The following is an 18,783-nucleotide window of genomic DNA, read 5'->3' on the forward strand; positions in this document are numbered from 1 at the left end:
GGCATCGTCACTCCCCCGCCTGCGATGCCGCCGGCGCCGCCGATGCCGCCCGCGCCGAGCCTCCGGCGGGAGCAGCCCGTCGTGCAGCCCGCTGCAGCGACGGCTCCGCGCGCAGCGCCCGTAGCTACGGCGGCCCCGAACGGACAGAGCAGCCCCGTCCCCGGCGACACCAAGCCCGCCCCGACGGAGGCGGAGATGGCGCGCGCCCGCCAGATCCTCGACACGGTGTCGACGGCGTACTCCGCCCGCATGGTCGGGCAGGAGCGCCTGCGCACGAGCCTGCTGCTGGCGCTCATGGCCGGTGGGCACATCCTGCTGGAGTCGGTGCCCGGCCTCGCGAAGACCACGGCGGCGAGCACCCTCGCCGACACGGTCAAAGCCGACTTCAAGCGCATCCAGTGCACGCCCGATCTGCTCCCGAGCGACATCACCGGCACCCAGATCTACGACGCGGCGAGCGGCACGTTCCGCACCGTGCTCGGCCCCGTGCACGCCAACTTCGTGCTGCTCGACGAGATCAACCGATCGAGCGCCAAGACCCAGTCCGCGATGCTCGAGGCGATGCAGGAGCGCCAGACGACGATCGGCGGCGAGATCCACCGGGTCCCGCGCCCGTTCCTCGTGATCGCGACGCAGAACCCGATCGAGCAGGAGGGCACGTACGAGCTGCCTGAGGCGCAGATGGACCGCTTCCTGCTCAAGGAGATCGTCGAGTATCCGAGCCCGGCCGACGAGCTCGAGGTGCTCGCGCGCATCGACTCCGGCGCGCTGGATCCGGACCGGCACACCACCACCGCGATCTCGCTCTCGGACGTCGAGCAGCTGCAGGACATCTCCTCGCGCGTCTACGTCGACCCCGCGATCCGCAACTACATCGTCTCCCTCGTGTACGTCACCCGCAATCCGGTGCCCTACATCGGCGAGACGCTCGGCGGCTACATCAAGTACGGAGCCAGCCCGCGCGGATCCATCGCCTTCCTGCAGGCGTCGCGCGCGCTCGCGCTGCTCGCCGGGCGCTCGTACGTGATCCCCGAGGACGTGCGGAACCTCCGCCACCTCGTGCTGCGCCATCGCGTGCTGCTCACATTCGAGGCCGAGGCCGAGAACGTCCGCAGCGAAGACGTCATCGACGCCGTGTTCGGCGCCGTGCCCACCCCCTGACCATGTCGACCTTCGCCCCCGCCTTCCGCCTCGGAGATGGATATCGCACCTTTGAGCCGGCTGCGCGCGGCGTTTTCCCTCTCGACGCCGTCCGCCGCTCGGCTCAGAGATGGATTTCGCTGCTCCCGGGCACCGCGAAGCGACGTTTTCCATCTCCCACCGGTTGCTGAGCCCCAGGGCCAGAAGCCGAACGAACCGAGGAACCAGTCATGGCCAGCCTGCTGACGCCGGTGAAGGGCAAGCTCTTCATCGACTCGACGCGCAAGTCGACCCACGCGCTCGACGGCGCGTACGCGTCGCTGCTGCGCGGGCACAGCCTCGACTTCGACGACCTGCGCGCCTATGAGTACGGCGACCAGATCCGCGACATCGACTGGAAGGCCACGGCCCGGCTCGGCTCCCCCGTGGTGCGCCGCTCGCTCGCGACCCGCATGCACACGGTGCTGTTCGCCGTCGACACCGGCCTCGCGATGACCGCGCTCGCGCACGACGAGAAGCCGAAGAAGGATCTGGCGATCCTGACGGTCGGTGTGCTGGGGCTGCTCGCACTCCGGCACGGCGACGACTTCTGCCTGGTCAGCGGTGATTCCTCCGGCGTCCGTCGTCGCGAGATCGGCCGCAGTGAGGCCGCCCTGGAGCACACCCTGCGTCAGATCGACCGCGCGGTCGACGCCGCCTCCGCTCCGAGCGATCGCGACGCGCTGCTGTCGTACATCGCGCGCACGATCGCCCGGCGCATGATCGTCGTCGTGGTGACCGACGACGCCCCTGTCTCCGACGAGACCGAGCGGCTGCTGCGACGCCTGCGCGTGCAGCACGACGTGCTGTGGATCACGCTGCGCGACGCCGAGCCGGTGCTCGAATCGCGTCCGGCAGGCGCCGGCGCGAAGGCCCGCCGCGACGTCGCCACGCGCTGGGCGGTCCCCGAGTTCCTGCAGGGCGACGCCGAGCTGGCCGCCGAGCTGCACGCGGCCGACGCGGCGGACATCGCGCACACCGAGGCGCTGCTGCGCCGGCTGGAGATCACGCACGTCCCCCTCGCCGAGCAGGACGAGGCGGTCGGCGCGCTCCTGCGGATGCTGGATGCGAGGTCGCATGTCCGGCGCGGATGAGCTGTACCCGCCCGCCCAGTACGGCTGGGGGTGGATCCTGCTCGCGATCGGGGTGCTGGTGCTGATCGCCGGGCTCGCCTGGCTCGTCGTCGTGCTGACCCGGCCGCGCCGCACGATCGCGGTCGCCGCCGCCCCGCCTCCGGTACCGGGTCTCACGGCCGACGTCGCGACCGTGCTGCGTCAGGAGTACCTCGGCGCGATCGCACAGATCGAGGCCGACTACCGTTCAGGGGTCACCGACGCCCGCCGCGCCAACCTCGACCTCAGCCGCGTGGTGCGCGGCTTCGTGAACGAGTACAGCGGCATCGAGGCGCCCGTGCTCGCACTCGACGACCTCGTGCGCATGGGCGTCCATCCCTCGCTCATCGACGCGGTCGGCCGCAACTACTACCCGAGCATCTTCCGGCGCACCGCCCCGGTCGACCCGCTCGTCGGCGCCGACGCCGCCAGGACGGTGGTGACGACGTGGTACTAGCCAGCATCTGGATCCTGCTCGCCGTCGTCGGCGCCCTGATCGTCGCGATCGTGCTCGGAGTGCTGCTCGGGCTGCGCCGGCGGGACTCCGGATCCGCCACGAGCGGCGCACCGATCGCGCGCGCCGAACGGATCCGCTCGCTTCCGGCGTTCCAGCGCGCGGTGCGCCGGCGCCAGGCGGCGCTCGCGGGCATCGTCGCGCTCGGCGTGCTCGCGGGCGTGCTGGGCGGCGTGGTGGCGGCCCGTCCGATCGCCCAGAAGACGATCCAGCCGGTGTCCACGAACCGCGACATCATGCTGTGCCTGGACGTCTCCGGATCCATGACCGACGTCGACAAGGAGATCGTCTCGATCTTCGACAAGCTCGCCGACGGCTTCAAGGGCGAGCGCGTCGGACTCACGATCTTCAACAGCTCGGCCGTGCAGGTCTTCCCCCTGACCGACGACTACGCCTTCATCCAGGAGCACCTGCGCAGCCTCATGAAGGGCCTCGACTACTCGACCGACATCCCCGAGCAGTGGGTCGGCACGATGAACGGGGTCGGCGCCTCGCTCATCGGCGACGGCCTCGCATCCTGCGCCCTGCGCTTCGACCACGCCGATCAGCAGCGCGCCCGCTCGATCATCCTCGCGACCGACAACGAGCTGAACGGATCCCCGATCGTCACGCTGCAGGAGGCCGCCGACTACGCGGCCTCGAAGAAGATCCGGCTCTACACGATCAACCCGGTCGACGGCATCGACCAGCCCGACAGCAAGACCCTCGCCGATGCCGCCGCGGCGACGGGCGGCAAGGCCTACGCGCTGCGGGAGACCACGACCGTCGGCGACATCGTCGGCCAGGTGCAGAAGCAGGAGGCGACCCAGCTCAAGGGGCAGGCCACCGTGATCTGGGCCGATGTGCCGCAGCTGTGGATCGCGGCGCTCATCGTCGTCGCGCTCGGCTTCGTCGTGCTGCTGTGGAGGGTGCGCCTGTGATCCTCCAGCCCGTCCTCGCACCGCTCCTGGTGATCCTGATCGTGCTGCCCGTGCTGGGCGCGGCGGTGTGGATGCTCGTGCGCGCCGTCCGCACCCCGGCCGTTGAGCAAGCCGAACGCCACCACCCCGCGGTCGTTGAGCGAGGACGCGCGCAGCGCGACCGAGACGAAACGCGACGCCCTGCCAAGGCCGGCGCCGGCGCCGTGATGTGGATCCTCCGGATCCTGCTCGTGCTCGCGTGCGGTGTGCTGCTGCTGCGACCCGGCGTGCCCGGCGGGCAGGTGCGCACGCTCGCCTCCGCCACCGACGTGGTGATCGCGATCGACACCACCGCGAGCATGGTCGCCGAGGACTGGGACGGCGCGAAGACCGCATCCGGCGGCAGCGGCGACAGGACCCGCATGGCCGGCGTCCGCGAGGACGTGCGCCGCATCGCGGAGACCTATCCCGGGGCGCGGTTCGCGCTCATCACCTTCGACGCGAACGCGGTGCTGCGGCTCCCGCTCACCACCGACACGGGTGCGCTCATCTCGGCCGTCGAGGTGCTGCAACCCGAGGTGACCCGGCAGTCCAAGGGCAGCTCGATCGGCATCGCGAATCAGCTGCTCGCGCAGACCCTGCAGAACGCGCAGAAGGCCTCACCGGACCGGGCGCGGATGGTGTTCTACCTGGGCGACGGCGAGCAGACGGTCTCCACCGAACCCGAGCCGTTCGACAGCGCGAAGAAGCTGCTCTCCGGGGGCGGGGTGCTCGGCTACGGCACCAGCCAGGGTGGGCCCATGCGCGAGACGACGGGGGCGTTCGGCGACACCGCGTCGGGCTCCGGCGAGTACATCCAGTACCAGGGATCCGATGCCCTCAGCCGCATCGACGAGAAGAACCTGCAGCGGATCGCGGCCGAACTCGGTGTGACCTACGAGCACCGCACAGCCGACGCGAAGACCGTACTCCCGCCCGCGCCGACCTCGACCACGGCGTACCGCGAGGACGACCCGCTCACCCAGCCGACCGATCTGAGCTGGATCGTGGCGCTCGTGATCGTCGCGCTGCTGTGCGCCGAGATCGCCCGCGCGACGATGATGATCGTGCGGATGCGCGCCCTCTCGGTGAGACCGACGTCGGGAGGTGACGCATGACCGTCATCGACAGCCCCCGCCTGGAGTCGTCGAACGAGGACGCCGCGCACGCGCTGCTCGCCGGGAACCGGCGCCGCCGGGTCGTGCGCCGGTGGATCGCGTGGGGCTCGCTGCCACTGCTGCTCGTCGCCGCCCTGTTCGTCGGCAAGCTCGTGAGCCTGTACGCCTTCGCCTACCAGTCGATCGTCACATACGTCGCCGGCGACTACACCGGATCCGTGAGCGCCGCCGAGGGGCTGAACCCCGCGAACTGGTTCGAGCCGTACAAGGCCCCCTTCGACCAGGGCGTGGGCCTCGCCGAGTCCGGAAAGCTCGCCGCCGGGCAGAAGAAGTTCGAGGAGTCGCTGAAGCTCGCGCACGGCCTCGAGGTGTGCGCGGTGCGGTTCAACCTCGCCCTGGTGCTCGAGCGTGAGGGAGACGCCGCCGCCGACACGCAGGATCACGTCACCGCGCTGGAGTTCTACGCGCAGGCGCTGCAAGTGAACGGCGACCGGCCGAAGGAGTGCGACAGCAAGCAGGCTCAGGAGCAGTCGCCGGATCCGCAGCGCGACATGAGCCAGTCGAACAAGGACCAGCAGGACCGGCTGCAGCAGAAGCAGCAGGATCAGCAGCAGCAGCAGAACAGCCAGCAGAAGCCCGATCCGCAGAAGCCGGACCAGCAGCAGCCGCCGCAGCCCGACCAGGGCAAACTCGACGAGCTGCAGAAGAAGCTGCAGCAGGGCGAGCAGGAGCGCCAGCAGAACCAGCAGGGCGGCCAGGACGACGGCGGCAGCAGCGGGACGGACAAGCCATGGTAGAGCGCAACGACCCGCCCCGGTACGTGTCGGATTCCGCCGGCGCCCCGCCTGTGCCGCCGCCCGGGGGATACCGCGGCGCCCGGCGTGCGCTGCTCGGACAGGTGCCACTGCCCTCCACTGGGGTCGTCAAGCGAGCACCGACGAAGGAGGCGCGAGACGAAACGTGGTTTCCCGAGGAGAACGGCGTTTCGTCTCGGTCGTCGCTCGCGCTCCGTCCTCGCTCAACGACCCCGTCGGTGCTCGGCTGGATCGCTCTGTGCGCCGCGATCGCCTTCGCGGTGCTCATGGTGATCCTGCTCGCGATCGGCGCCGCCGACGCGTTCTTCGGGGCGACCATGCTGGTGCTGCAGCTCGTGGTGCTGGGCCTCGCGATCGCCGCGCTGGCGACGAAGGCCGGGCGCGTGCTGGGCGCCGTCGCACTCACGATCGCGCTCGTCCTGAACGTCGGGACGATGGGAGCCCTGAGCGCGATCCGCGTCGCCGCGACCGGATCCTACGACGGGCACAAGACCGACAAGCAGAAGCTCTGGGAGGCCTACCCCGGCATCAAGGACCAGGATCCGAACCAGTATCTGCACCAGCAGTCCCTCGAGCAGCTGCAGCTGCTGGCCGACGAGACCATGGCGGATGTGCGCGCGCGGCTGACCGCCGAGTACGGCCTGCAGTGGGTGAAGTCCGCGGACGCGCAGGAGCGTCCGGAGCGCAACGGCTACGGCGGCGAGTCGATGCTGGTGCGGTTCACCTCCGACACCTGGGCGACGACGACGCCGGTGACCGGCTACGCGCACAAGCTCGAGGTCATGCAGACCGTCGAGTCGGTCATCGCCCAGCACGGCTGGCGAGGAATGGTCGCGTTCAACGACCCGGGCAGCGGCGTGGATCCTGCGATGATCTCGAGGATGTACGGCGGCGCCACCCCTGAATCCCAGGTGGACTGGGAGTGGTTCAGCGACGACCAGCCGGATCCGGGCTGGTTCTACGCGGACATCACCGATCTCGCGAACGACACGACGGGCGAGTACCGCACCTCGCGGGAGCAGACCGCGCAGCGCACGGGCGAACCTCTCGAGGGCCTGCGGCTCACGGTCGTCGGGCGCTACCTGCTGAGCGAGCAGAAGGCCGACGACTTCGCCAAGGCGCTGACCCGCTACCCCTGAGCCGAGGACCCTCCGGGCCGGGGGGATGCGTCGATCGTCGCCGCACCCGCTTCTGCTCGGGCGGGCGCGCCGATATCTTCGAGGAATGCACACGCCTCTGCCGGAGCAGACCCTGACCCGCCCCGCCCGCTTCGCGATCGACACGAGGACGTGGGCGGTCGTTCGCCTGGTCGGAGCGGTCGCGATCCTCGCCGCCGTCGCCAACCAGCTCGCCATCACCATGGACGTGGCCCTTCGGGCGACCACCTCGTACGGCTCGCATCTGCCGACCGTGGTGACGAACTTCCTCAGCTTCTTCACGATCGAGTCGAACGTGTCGTCCGCGGTCGCGCTGATCCTCGGTGCGATCTGGGGACTGCGTGTCGCCGCCTCCTCCGCGGGCGCGGGGAACGAGGTCGTCGAGCCGCGATGGCTGGCGATCCTGCTCGCCTGCACCTCGGCCTACATGATCGTCACCGGCATCGTCTACAACACGCTGCTGCGCGGGATCGAGCTGCCGCAGGGCTCCACGGTGCCGTGGGCGAACGAGATGATGCACGTCGTCGGACCGCTCATCCTGCTCGCCGACGTGCTGCTCGCCCCTCGTCGGCGCCGCCTCGGCTGGGGTGCGCTGGGAATCGTCGCCGCGTTCCCCCTCGTGTGGGCGGTGTACACGCTGATCCGCGCGAACCTCGTGATCAGCCCTCGCACGGGCGAGACAGGCTGGTACCCCTACCCGTTCCTGGATCCCGGTCTCGTCCCGGGCGGGTACCTCGGCGTGGCCGGCTACATCGTCGGGATCGCCGTCGCGATCCTCGCCGTGGGCGCCGGGGTGATCTGGGTCTCCCGCAAGCGCGGGAGCTGACCGGGCGGCGCGGGCCGCTCCGCCGACCTCGACCCCCCGTCGAAACCCGCGAAACGCCGCCGATAGACTGGATCCCATGTCCAAGGTCCTCCAGTCCCTGCCCGTCGGCGAGCGCGTCGGCATCGCCTTCTCGGGAGGGCTCGACACCTCCGTGGCCGTCGCGTGGATGCGCGACAAGGGTGCGGTTCCGTACACGTACACGGGCGACCTGGGCCAGCCCGACGAGGACGACATCGCCTCGATCCCCGGGCGTGCGCTGGAGTACGGCGCCGAGGACTCGCGCCTGATCGACTGCAAGACCGCGCTCGTCGAGGAGGGCTTCGTCGCCCTGTCCTGCGGCGCGTTCCACATCCGCTCCGGCGGCAAGACCTACTTCAACACGACGCCGATCGGCCGCGCGGTCACGGGCACGCTGCTGGTGCGCGCCATGAAGGAGGACGGCGTCGACATCTGGGGCGACGGCTCCACCTACAAGGGCAACGACATCGAGCGGTTCTACCGCTACGGTCTGCTGGCCAACCCGCGCCTGCGCATCTACAAGCCCTGGCTCGACGCCGACTTCGTCACCGAGCTCGGCGGACGCCAGGAGATGAGCGAGTGGCTCGTCGCACACGGCTTCCCCTATCGCGACTCCGCCGAGAAGGCCTACTCGACCGACGCCAACATCTGGGGCGCGACGCACGAGGCGAAGACCCTCGAGCACCTGGACGTGTCGCTCGAGACCGTCGACCCGATCATGGGCGTGAAGTACTGGGATCCCTCCGTCGCGATCGAGACCGAGGACGTCACGGTGACCTTCGCCGGCGGTCGTCCCGTCGCGCTCAACGGCGTCGAGTTCACGGATCCGGTGGAGCTCGTTTTCGAGGCGAACCGCATCGGCGGCCGGCACGGCCTGGGCATGAGCGACCAGATCGAGAACCGGATCATCGAGGCGAAGTCGCGCGGCATCTACGAGGCCCCCGGCATGGCGCTCCTCTTCATCGCCTACGAGCGCCTCGTCAACGGCATCCTCAACGAGGACACCCTCGCGACGTACCACGAGCAGGGCCGGCGCCTGGGCCGCCTGATGTACGAGGGCCGCTGGCTCGAACCGCAGTCGCTCATGCTGCGCGAGTCGATCCAGCGCTGGGTCGGATCCACGATCTCGGGCACCGTCACGATCCGCCTGCGCCGCGGGGACGACTGGACGATCCTCGACACCGTCTCCCCCAACCTGTCCTACGGCCCGGAGAAGCTGTCCATGGAGCGCGTCGGCGACGCCGCTTTCGGTCCGGTCGACCGGATCGGCCAGCTCACGATGCGCAACCTCGACATCGCGGACTCCCGTGCGCGCCTCGAGCAGTACGCGGGCCTCGGCCTCGTCGGCGGTGCGACGGGCGAGCTCGTCGGTCGTGTGACGGCGGGCGAGTCCGGCGAGATCGCGTCCGCGGTCGAGGGCACGACCCTCGCCGACACCGAGGAGGCCCTGGCCGACGCGGTGGACGCGGCGAGCGAGGGCGCGGCGTTCGACTCCGGCACGGACTGACGGCCGGGGGCGCATCAGCCCTCTTCGAAGGGACCCAAAGGAGAAGCAAAAAACTTATCTTCCCAAAAGATCAGTGATACGCTTTTTCAATGATCGCCGTGATCCTCGATATCGTCGGCTCCCGCAGCCTCGACGACCGTTCGGACGCCCAGCACACGCTCGATGACGCCATCGCGCGCGTCGAGACCGACAGGCCCCTCGCCGCGAGTCCGCTCCGGCCCACCGTGGGCGACGAGCAGCAGGGTCTCTACCCCACGCTCGACGCGGCTCTCGCGGCGCTGATCCTGCTGCGGCTCGCACTGCCGGAGGGTATCGACTGCCGCTTCGGCGTAGGCATCGGCCCCGTCGAGGAGATCGCCACCGCGAACGGGGGCCTGCCGGAGGGGCCCGGCTGGTGGGCGGCACGGGCCGCGATCGAGCACACGCACGCGCTCCAGCGCCGCACCGTGCCCGGTGCGCGCACCTGGGTGGTCGCGCACGACGCCGAGCCCCAGGCGACGCACCTCCTCGCCCGCCAGGCGAACATCGCGCTGCTGACCCGCGACCAGCTCATCACCGATATGAGCGCCCGCACCCGCCGGCTCGCCTACGGTCGCTCCCTGGGCGTCAAGCAGCGCGAACTCGCCGCCGCCGAGGGCATCACCCAGCCCGCGGTCTCGCAGGCTCTCGCCTCCTCCGGGGCGGGCGCCGTGCTCGAGGGGCTCCGGCTGCTCCTGGCCTGAGCACCCACCTCAGGGACCGCGTGTCTCTTCGCGTTCGCCACCCCGGAACGCTCCTGGCGTGGTTCCGGTGCGGTGGCGGAAGTACTTCGAGAAGTTCGCGGCATCGTCGAAGCCGAGCCGTGCGGCGATCGCGGCGACCGCGATCTGTTCATGGGCCAGAAGGCGTTTCGCCTCGAGGATCACACGACGGTCGATGAGACCCTTCGCGCTGGTTCCCGCGTGCGCCCGCGCGAGTCGGTTGAGCGTGCGCTCCGAATAGCCGAGGCGCCGCGCATACCAGGCCGTCGTGCGATGCTCCGCGAAGCTGCGCTCGACCTCGTCGAAGAACCAGTGGAATGCCTCCGGTGGCTCCGCCTCCGGCACGGCGCGAGTCGTGGTCGTACCGGCGAGGGCGAGCAACGCCGCTGCGAGCGTGTGCCTCGCGGCGTGGGTCAACGCCTGCGGGGCGATCGCCGGGGTGCCAGGAGGTTCCGTCGCGAGTGCGGTGAGACCTGCGAGCAGGACGGCGAACGCCCCACCCCCGGTCGTCGCGCCCGGCCAGTGGTTCTGGGAGAACCCACCGAGGGATCGGAGCAGCGCGACGGTCTCCGGGGGGAGGGCGATGGGGCTGAACATGACGACGGCCCCTTCGAGTAGGCGCAAGTCCCCCCAGAGCTGCACCTGCCCGAGGTGCACCCAGAGGACGTCGCCGGCGGAGAGCGCATATCGGGCGAAATCGACCTCGTGCGTGCTTTCGCCTCGGTCGATCGCGAGCAGCAGTTCGAAATCGGGTCGTTGCAGGGCGGCGAACTCGGCAAGCCCCGCACGGGTTCGGATCCGGTCGATCGTGGTCACCTCGATCGACGAGCGCTGCGCATCCGCAGGGCTGTATGGGATCCGCCTCACCCCCGATGTCCGAAATTCACCACGTTCTGTCCCGGTTGGACCGTGTTCTCCGCCCGCCATGAGCATAGTTTTACACCAACGAGGGTGACAGGTCCCAGACATTCACCGTCACCCGTCCTCCACTCGAAGAGAAAGTTCCGCAGAGAAACGACATGACCGAGCTCACCATCACCGTCCTGGACGCACCGGCGTCGTCCCTGCACAAGACGAGCGTGCTCGTCACCGGAGAGACCGAGGCGGTACTCGTCGACGCGGGGTTCACTCGCGCCGATGGGCACCGGATCACCGCGGCGATCCTCGACGCCGGCAAGACTCTGACCACCGTTCTCGTGACCGGCGGCGATCCCGACTTCTACTTCGGCGCCGAGGTCATCGCTGACGCGTTCCCTGAGGCCCGGTTCCTCGCTCCGAGCGACGTGATCGAGCACATCCGACACAGTTACGAGGGCAAGCTGCAGGCCTGGGCGCACCTGAGTGCGAACCTGCCCACCCGGCTCGTCGAGCTGACCGCGTTCGACGGCGGCGAGATCGCCATCGACGATCGCAGCATCGAACTGCGCAGCGCCGGTGACGACCTCGGCGATCGCCGCTGGTTCGTTTACGACGCCGCGCAGCGCGCGATCTTCGGCGGGACCCTGCTGTTCGAAGGCCTGCACGTGTGGACCGCCGACACCGGGACCTCCGAAGCCCGCAGTCTCTGGCTCCGTGCGCTCGACGCATTCGAGTCGCTGGACCCGACCTTCGTCGTCGCCGGTCACCGCGTCGCGGATGCGCCGACCGACCGCACCGCGATCGAGTACACCCGCGCGTACCTGAAGCGCTTCGAGGACGTCATCGCCGCGTCCGTCGACGCTGCAGCAGCCGAACAGACACTGCTCGCCGAGTACCCCGAAGCCGGGTTGCAGATCGCCGCGTCGCTCGGCACCAAGGTCGCAAAGGGAGAGATGTCATGGGGCTGAACGAGTCGACCGCGCCCGCGGACGTCGTCCGCAGGCAGTACCTCGCGTCGGCCGCGGGCGATCTCGCGGCCCTGCGAGCGACGCTTGCTCCCGACGTGGAGTGGACCGAGATGGCGGGCTTCCCGCTCGCCGGCACCTACCGCACTCCGGAAGGCGTCACCGCGAATGTGATGGAGGTGCTGGGACGGGACTGGACCGGCTGGACCGCGCACGACGACACCTACGTCGTCGACGGCGAGAACGTCGTCGTACTGGCCCGCTACACGGCCCGCAACGACGCGACCGGCAAGGACCTGAACGTGCGGGTGGCTCACCACTTCGTGGTGCGGGGAGGACTGATCGTGCGCTTCGAGCAGTTCGTCGACACCGCCCTCGTCCGCGACGCGATGGGCTGAGCCTCAGCCATCTCCCGCGTGGAGGGCGTCTCATCGCTCTCCACGCCCGATCCGCCACACTCAGCTAACTTGCACACTCGTGTGCAAGTTAGGCGTACACTGGTCCGGTGACAGACACCACCGCACCCCGCCGCCAGCGCAGGGACGCCGCCGAGAACCGGGCCGGCATCCTCGTCGCCGCCTCGCAGACCCTGGCCGTGGATCCGCACGCCTCCGTCGACCAGATCGCCCGCGCGGCCGGCCTCAGCCGCCGCGCTCTGTACGGCCACTTCGACGACCGCACCGCGCTCGTGCACGCGCTCGTCTCCGCCGGCGCCGCGCGCTTCAACACCGTCGCGCAGCGGGTCGACGACGCCGACAGCCGCATCGCCCTGGCGCGCCTCACGGCCGACCTGTGGCGCGAGGCGGCGCATGTGCAGGTGGCCGCGGCGATCGCGCTCGACGAGGCGCACGTCGAGGAGACCGCCGCAGCCCTCGCACCCCTGCGACGCGTGCTCGCGGCACTCGTCCGCCGCGGCCAGGACGACGGCGAGCTGCGCCAGGACATGGCCGCGCCCACACTCGCCCGCCTGATCGAGGAGAGCGCCCGCACCGTCGTCACCCGCACCGACGCGTCCTCCCCCGTCGCGGGGGACATCGCGGTGCGCGCCGTGCTCAGCATCGCGGGGCTCGGCTGGCGCGAGATCGACGCACTGCTCGCCGCGCACCCCGAGCTCTCGGCGGCCGGAGCGCCGGATACGCTTGCCACGATTCCCGCCGAGGAGGGCCGCGCATGAGGATCGCCGTGCACGACATCAGCAAGGGCAAGAAGGGCCGCGCGCTGCCCACCACATCGCTCGAAATCGAGACGGGCCACGCCCGCTTCGTGCTCGCCGAGACCGAGCTGCGGCCCACCGTGCTGGGGCTCATCGCCACCGGCCGCATGCGCCCCGACACGGGCGAGGTCACGATCGACGGCACACGCAACGATCGCGACCTGCGCCGCCGCATGGCCCTCGTCGATGCGCCGGAGGTCAGCGACCCGCACCCCGGCGTGACGCTCGCCGCGGTCGTGGGCGAGGAGCTCATGTTCGCCGGCCTCCCCGCAACCCCGCTGCACGCCCGGCGCTGGCTCGAGCAGATCGGCTTCGCCGAGCTCGCCGCGCAGCCGATCGGCACGATCAAGCCCTCCGTGCGCGTGCGCGTCATGGCGGAGCTCGCCGTGCTGCGCGACGACGTCGAGGGGTTCGTGCTGGTCTCCCCCGACCGCCACGGCGGGCGCCCGGAGGGCTGGTGGCGCATCGCCACGGAGTTCGCCGAGCGCGGTTTCGCCGTGCTCGTGATCGTCGGCGGATCCGCGGCCGCTGTCATCGAGCGGCTCCCGGAGGCACTTCAGACCGACTACCCGTCCAACGCCACGGTGCCCGTGCGCCCGCTCGCGGATGTGACGGGATCCACCCGAGTGATGGACGCGGACAGGGACGCGGACCCGGAACCGGTCGCGCCTGTGGACGTCGAGGAGGAGATCCTCATCGAGCCGGATCCGGTGATCGAGGCGGATCCAGTCATCCACGGGGACGTTGAGCGAGCGCCGGTCGTTGAGCGAGCCGAAGGCGAGACGAAACGCAGAGACGAAACGCCGCAACCCGATGAAGACGGCGTTTCGTCTCGGTCGGCTTCGCCGTCCTCGCTCAACGACCCTGTCGAGGAAGACGACACAGACACCGACACCCCCACCGACACCGAGAACGGAGCCGCGCGATGAAGATCCCCGCGATGATCGGCGCCGAACTGCGCCGCCTGACCGCGAGCCCCATGGCCGTGATCGCCCTGATCGCCCTCATGGCCGTGCCGATCCTGTACGGCGGGCTCTACCTGTGGGCCAACCAGGATCCCTACGGCAAGTTCAGCGAGGTGCCCGTCGGGCTCGTCGTCGAGGACACCGGCGCGACCTCGAACGGCACCACGACGAACTACGGCGAGAAGGTCGCCGACAACCTCGTCGAGGGCAAGGCGTTCGACTGGAACCGGATGAGCGCGGGCGCCGCGCGTTCCGCGCTCAAGAACGGCGACGTCGACTTCACGGTGACGATCCCGAAGACGTTCTCCGAGGCGCTGCTCTCCGCCTCCGGCACGAGCCCCCACCAGGCGAAGATCGAGCTCGAGACGAACGACGCCAACAACTACCTCGCGTCGTCGATCGGATCCGGCGCGGTCGAGAAGATCCGCCGATCGGTCGCCGAGATGGTCGGCCAGGAGGCGGCGGACAAGCTCCTCACCGGGCTCAGCGACGTCCGAGGCAAGCTCGGGGAGGCGGCCGATGGCGCGTCCCAGCTGTACGACGGCGCGAACACCGCTGTCTCGGGCAGCGGCCAGCTCGCCGACGGCACGTCTCAGCTGGCCGACGGTGCCTCGCAGCTCGCCGGCGGCACGGCGCAGATCGCGGACGGTTCGCAGCAGCTCGCCGCCGGTGCGGCGACCCTCGCGGACGGCGCGCAGCAGGTGAGCGCCGGCAACCAGCAGATCGCCCAGTACGCGAACGAGGCCGGATCCCTCGTGCAGCAGGCGACGGATGCGCTGCCGCAGGCGCGCAGCGACATCGCCGCCGCGCTCGCGGACCGCGGCATGTCCCAGGCCGACATCGACGCGGTCCTGGCGAAGCTGGATCCGCTCGGCGACAAGCTGCGCAGCGGCAACGACACCGTGCAGGGGGCGGTCGGCAAGATCGACCAGCTCGCCGACGGCAGCGCCCAGGTCGCATCCGGCAGCGCCACGCTCGCGGACAAGTCCCAGCAGCTCGCGGACGGCGCGCAGACCGCCGCGACGGGCGCTGCGACCCTGAGCGCGGGCGCGGCCACCGCCCGCGACGGCGCCAAGAGCCTGCACGACGGCCTCGGAACGCTCAGCACCGGCATCGGCACGCTGCGCGACGGCCTGAAGGCCGGCGTCGACGCGATCCCCTCGTCCACCCCCGAGCTGCGCACGCAGCAGGCGAAGACGATCGCGAACCCGGTCGACGTGTCCAGCGATAAGGTCGCCGCCGCCAAGGACTACGGTCAGGGCCTCGCACCGTTCTTCGCCGCGCTGGCCGGGTGGATCGGCATCTACGCACTGTTCCTCATCATCAAGCCGATCTCGCGCCGCGCGGTCACGGCGCTGCACTCGCCGATCCGGATCACCCTCGCCGGCTGGCTCACCCCCGCGGCGTTCGGCGCCGTGCAGATGCTGGGCCTGCTGGGCGTGCTCGCCTGGGCGCTCGGGTTCACCTTCCAGAACGGGTGGGGCGCGCTCGGGATCATGGTGCTCGCCTCGGCGACCTATGCCGCGATCATCCTCGCGCTGAACGTGTGGCTGGGATCCGTGGGTCAGTTCGTGGGTCTCGTGCTCATGGTGCTGCAGCTCGTGACCGCCGGAGGCACCTTCCCCTGGCAGACGCTGCCGGCGCCGCTCGCTGCGCTCCATCACGTGCTGCCGATGGGCTACGTGGTGGACGCGATGCGACAGCTCATGTACGGCGGCCAGGTGGGTCGAGCACTGACCGACCTCGGCGTGCTGGGGATCTGGATGGTCGGCTCGCTGCTGATCGCGATGATCGGCGTGACGAGGATGACGCACAAGCGCACCCTGCGCGACCTGCAGCCCAGCCTAATCGGCTGAGCAGCGGCGCGCCTCTTTCCGAGTCGTCCCCGTCAGCGGAGCCTATGGCGTGCGCTGACGGGGACGACTCGGAAAGTAGGGGAGCCGCGGCGGGGCGAGGGGGCCGCCCTGCCGCGCGCTAGGATGCGAGGACGTCTCGCGGTGCTGCGACCCGATCCTCCCGGCCGTGAGACTCCGTCTCACCCGAAGGAGTCGCGATGTCGTCAGCCGCACCCGCCGCCAAGCCCCGGCGCCGCACCGCGCGGATCATCGGCCGGATCGCCTTCGGCGTGATCGCGGGGGTCGTGGTCCTCGCCGCGGCGGCCGCGCTGTTCCTGGTGTGGACCGTGCAGCGCTCGTTCCCGCAGACCTCAGGAGACCTCGCGCTCACGGGGCTGCAGGCGCAGGTGACCGTACAGCGCGACGATCGCGGGATCCCCACGGTCACGGCCGACAACAGCCATGACCTGTTCTTCGCGCAGGGCTTCGTGCACGCGCAGGACCGGTTCTGGGAGATGGACTTCCGCCGGCACGTGACGAGCGGCAGGGTCGCCGAGCTGTTCGGATCCTCCCAGGTCGCCACCGACGAATTCCTGCGCACGCTGGACTGGCACGGCATCGCCGAGAAGGAGGTCGCGGCGATGGATCCCACCACCCGCGGCTACTACGAGGCCTATGCCGAAGGCGTGAACGCGTACCTCGCCGATCATGAGGGCGCGGAGGCGTCCTTCGAATATGCCGTAGTCGGCATGACCAACCCGGGCTACGAGATCGAACCGTGGACGCCGGCCGACTCCGTCGCGTGGCTCAAGGCGATGGCGTGGGATCTGCGCGGCAACATCGAGGACGAGACGACGCGCGCACTGCTCGCCCCCACCATCGATGCCGCCACCATGAACGAGATCTATCCGGCGTACCCGTTCGACCAGCACCCCGTGATCGTGCCGACCATCACCCCGATGGAGCAGACCGGAAGCGGGGCGGCGAGCGCACCGGACGGGACAGGCTCGAACGCGGCGCCCGCGGCGAGCGCGCCCGGCTCCGCGACGACGACGACGCCAGCGGCGAGCACGCCCGCAGCGGTGCACTGGACGACCGCCGGCAGCACGCTCGAGGCCGTGCAGACGCTGCTCGGCGATCCGGGCGAGGGGATCGGTTCCAACTCCTGGGTGGTCTCGGGCTCCCTCACCGCGAGCGGCAAGCCGCTGCTCGCGAACGACCCGCACCTGGGCGCGGCGCTCCCCTCGGTCTGGTACCAGATGCAGCTGCGCTGCCGCACGGTGAGCACCGCCTGCCCGTTCGACGTGGGCGGGTTCTCGTTCTCCGGGCTGCCGAGCATCGTGATCGGGCACAACGCCGACGTCGCCTGGGGCTTCACGAACCTCACCACCGACGTGACCGACCTCTACATCGAGAAGATCGACGGCGACGCGTACTGGCGCAACGGCGTGCGCGTCCCGCTGCAGACGCGCACCGAGACGATCAGGGTCGCCGGTGGCGACGACATCACCCTCACGATCCGCTCGACCGTGCACGGCCCGATCGTGTCCGGCCTCACCGACGACTTCACCGCGCTCGCGAAGACCCCGATCGTCGGCCTTCCCGATGCGACATCACCGGGCGGAGAGGCGGGCGTCGCGCCCGGCGCCGCCGCAGATGCGCTCCCCGGTCAGTACGCCGTGAGCCTGCGCTGGACGGCGCTGGATCCCGGCACCACCTCGACTGCCATCTTCGCGATGAACACCGCGAAGGACTTCGACGGCTTCCGGCATGCGGCGTCGTTGTTCGACGTACCGGCGCAGAACCTCATCTACGCCGATCAGCAGGGCAACATCGGCTACCAGACGCCCGGTCGCCTGCCGATCCGCGGCGCGGGCAACGGCTATCTCCCGCAGCCGGGCTGGACGAGCGCCTCCGACTGGACCGGATACATCCCCTTCGAGGAGCTCCCTGTCTCGTACAACCCGGACGAGGGCTACATCGTGACCGCGAACAACGCGATCGTCCCCGACGGCTACCCGTACTTCCTCTCCAAGGACTGGGACTACGGCTACCGCGCCGCCCGGATCGTCGAGCTCATCACGCGCACCGCGAAGCAGCATCCGCTCACGGCGCAGGACATGCGCGACATCCAGTTCGACCAGCAGAGCTGGATCGGAAAGCAGCTCGCCGCCGAGATGCAGGAGCTCCCGCCCTCGAAGGACGCGGGTGTGCGCACGGCCGTGGGGCTGCTCAAGTCGTGGGATGCGCAGGCCTCGGCCGACTCCCCGGCCGCGGCCTACGCGAACGCGCTCTGGCAGCACCTGGCGCTGAACCTGTTCGCGAATCGCGAGCATCCACTCCCGATGGACGGGCAGGGGCGCCTGTTCACGGTCGTGGGCGCGGCGCTCGAGAACCCGGATGACCCGCTGTGGACCAACGAGAAGATCGGCGTGACGGGCCGGGACGAGATGCTGGCGCTGTCGGCGCAGCAGGCCTACGACGAGCTCGTGAAGGCGCAGGGATCGGACCCGAACCGGTGGAGCTGGGGCGACCTGCACGCGATCACGCTCACCCATCAGACGCTCGGCAAGAGCGGCATCGCTCCGATCGAGTGGCTGTTCAACCGCGGGCCGTATCCGGTCGGCGGCGGATCCTCGCTCGTCGATGCCACCGGCTGGACGCTCGGCGGCTCCTACGCGACGACCACGGTGCCGTCGATGCGGATGGTCATCGACCTCTCCGACTTCGACGCCTCCACCTGGAACCACCTCAGCGGAGCGAGCGGCCACGCCTTCAGCCCCCACTACACGGATCAGACCGAGAACTGGTCGAAGGGCCTGCAGTCCCCCTGGCCGTTCTCCGGCAAGGCCGTGACCGCCGCGACAGTGGACACCCTGGTATTGAAACCCCCCAAGAGTTGACCACCCCTCCCCGAGTCGTCCCCGCCCCCGGCGCCCCCGGGGGGGCGGGCGGGGGCGGCCGGGGGGGGGGGGGGGGGCCGGGGGGGCGGGCCCGGGGCGCGTTTGTTGTAGATGTTGGGG

At 70.3% G+C, this 18,783-nt stretch carries 17 protein-coding genes; 16 read left to right on the plus strand and 1 reads right to left on the minus strand.

Features of this window, described 5'->3' with window-relative positions; genetic code table 11:
- Positions 1-195: 195 nt before the first annotated feature.
- From ACFC1J_RS09150 to ACFC1J_RS09195, 10 genes are all read left to right on the plus strand, one after another.
- Positions 196-1,161, plus strand: a complete 966-nt coding sequence (locus ACFC1J_RS09150) for an AAA family ATPase (protein WP_375905283.1) — start codon at positions 196-198, stop codon at positions 1,159-1,161.
- 209 nt (positions 1,162-1,370) lie between these two features.
- On the plus strand, positions 1,371-2,273 hold the full coding sequence (locus ACFC1J_RS09155; protein ID WP_375904582.1) for a DUF58 domain-containing protein: 903 nt from the start codon (positions 1,371-1,373) through the stop codon (positions 2,271-2,273).
- Positions 2,257-2,748, plus strand: a complete 492-nt coding sequence (locus ACFC1J_RS09160; RefSeq protein WP_375904584.1) for a hypothetical protein — start codon at positions 2,257-2,259, stop codon at positions 2,746-2,748. Before ACFC1J_RS09155 ends, ACFC1J_RS09160 begins: the two co-directional genes overlap by 17 nt.
- On the plus strand, positions 2,739-3,725 hold the full coding sequence (locus tag ACFC1J_RS09165) for a VWA domain-containing protein (RefSeq protein WP_375904586.1): 987 nt from the start codon (positions 2,739-2,741) through the stop codon (positions 3,723-3,725). The genes ACFC1J_RS09160 and ACFC1J_RS09165 overlap by 10 nt, the downstream gene beginning before the upstream one ends.
- Positions 3,722-4,861 carry a VWA domain-containing protein gene (locus ACFC1J_RS09170; RefSeq protein ID WP_375904588.1) on the plus strand — a complete coding sequence of 380 codons (1,140 nt, stop codon included), beginning with the start codon at positions 3,722-3,724 and terminating at the stop codon, positions 4,859-4,861. The genes ACFC1J_RS09165 and ACFC1J_RS09170 overlap by 4 nt, the downstream gene beginning before the upstream one ends.
- Positions 4,858-5,658 (plus strand): hypothetical protein, encoded by an 801-nt coding sequence (locus tag ACFC1J_RS09175; RefSeq protein WP_375904590.1) that lies wholly within the window; start codon positions 4,858-4,860, stop codon positions 5,656-5,658. Before ACFC1J_RS09170 ends, ACFC1J_RS09175 begins: the two co-directional genes overlap by 4 nt.
- Positions 5,659-5,894: 236 nt before the next feature.
- The gene (locus tag ACFC1J_RS09180) at positions 5,895-6,815 is read left to right on the plus strand and encodes a hypothetical protein (protein ID WP_375904592.1); all 921 of its coding nucleotides are present in this window, start codon (positions 5,895-5,897) and stop codon (positions 6,813-6,815) included.
- Between the two features lie 85 nt (positions 6,816-6,900).
- Positions 6,901-7,659 carry a Pr6Pr family membrane protein gene (locus ACFC1J_RS09185; protein ID WP_375904594.1) on the plus strand — a complete coding sequence of 253 codons (759 nt, stop codon included), beginning with the start codon at positions 6,901-6,903 and terminating at the stop codon, positions 7,657-7,659.
- 76 nt (positions 7,660-7,735) lie between these two features.
- The gene (argG, locus tag ACFC1J_RS09190) at positions 7,736-9,184 is read left to right on the plus strand and encodes an argininosuccinate synthase (RefSeq protein ID WP_375904596.1); all 1,449 of its coding nucleotides are present in this window, start codon (positions 7,736-7,738) and stop codon (positions 9,182-9,184) included.
- A gap of 89 nt (positions 9,185-9,273) precedes the next feature.
- Complete coding sequence (locus tag ACFC1J_RS09195) at positions 9,274-9,906, plus strand: SatD family protein (protein ID WP_375904598.1); 633 nt, start codon at positions 9,274-9,276, stop codon at positions 9,904-9,906.
- 9 nt (positions 9,907-9,915) lie between these two features.
- Here ACFC1J_RS09195 and ACFC1J_RS09200 read toward each other — a convergent pair whose 3' ends face one another.
- The gene (locus ACFC1J_RS09200; RefSeq protein ID WP_375904599.1) at positions 9,916-10,791 is read right to left on the minus strand and encodes a helix-turn-helix transcriptional regulator; all 876 of its coding nucleotides are present in this window, start codon (positions 10,789-10,791) and stop codon (positions 9,916-9,918) included.
- A gap of 152 nt (positions 10,792-10,943) precedes the next feature.
- Here ACFC1J_RS09200 and ACFC1J_RS09205 point away from each other — a divergent pair, with 152 nt between their 5' ends.
- The 6 genes from ACFC1J_RS09205 to ACFC1J_RS09230 all read left to right on the plus strand — a co-directional run bounded on the left by ACFC1J_RS09205 (position 10,944) and on the right by ACFC1J_RS09230 (position 18,663).
- Positions 10,944-11,750, plus strand: a complete 807-nt coding sequence (locus ACFC1J_RS09205) for an MBL fold metallo-hydrolase (RefSeq protein ID WP_375904601.1) — start codon at positions 10,944-10,946, stop codon at positions 11,748-11,750.
- Positions 11,741-12,145 carry a nuclear transport factor 2 family protein gene (locus ACFC1J_RS09210; protein WP_375904603.1) on the plus strand — a complete coding sequence of 135 codons (405 nt, stop codon included), beginning with the start codon at positions 11,741-11,743 and terminating at the stop codon, positions 12,143-12,145. Before ACFC1J_RS09205 ends, ACFC1J_RS09210 begins: the two co-directional genes overlap by 10 nt.
- Before the next feature lie 107 nt (positions 12,146-12,252).
- A complete protein-coding gene (locus tag ACFC1J_RS09215) occupies positions 12,253-12,921 on the plus strand; it encodes a TetR/AcrR family transcriptional regulator (protein WP_375904605.1) in 669 nt (222 codons plus the stop codon).
- Positions 12,918-13,889, plus strand: a complete 972-nt coding sequence (locus ACFC1J_RS09220) for a hypothetical protein (RefSeq protein WP_375904607.1) — start codon at positions 12,918-12,920, stop codon at positions 13,887-13,889. The genes ACFC1J_RS09215 and ACFC1J_RS09220 overlap by 4 nt, the downstream gene beginning before the upstream one ends.
- Positions 13,886-15,781, plus strand: coding sequence for a YhgE/Pip family protein (locus tag ACFC1J_RS09225; protein ID WP_375904609.1), 1,896 nt, complete (start codon positions 13,886-13,888; stop codon positions 15,779-15,781). Before ACFC1J_RS09220 ends, ACFC1J_RS09225 begins: the two co-directional genes overlap by 4 nt.
- A 197-nt stretch (positions 15,782-15,978) precedes the next feature.
- Positions 15,979-18,663: a penicillin acylase family protein gene (locus ACFC1J_RS09230; protein WP_375904611.1), complete on the plus strand. Its 2,685-nt coding sequence runs from the start codon at positions 15,979-15,981 to the stop codon at positions 18,661-18,663.
- Positions 18,664-18,783: the final 120 nt, after the last annotated feature.

The organism is Microbacterium sp. NPDC056052 (assembly GCF_042266785.1).
Taxonomy (GTDB): domain Bacteria; phylum Actinomycetota; class Actinomycetes; order Actinomycetales; family Microbacteriaceae; genus Microbacterium.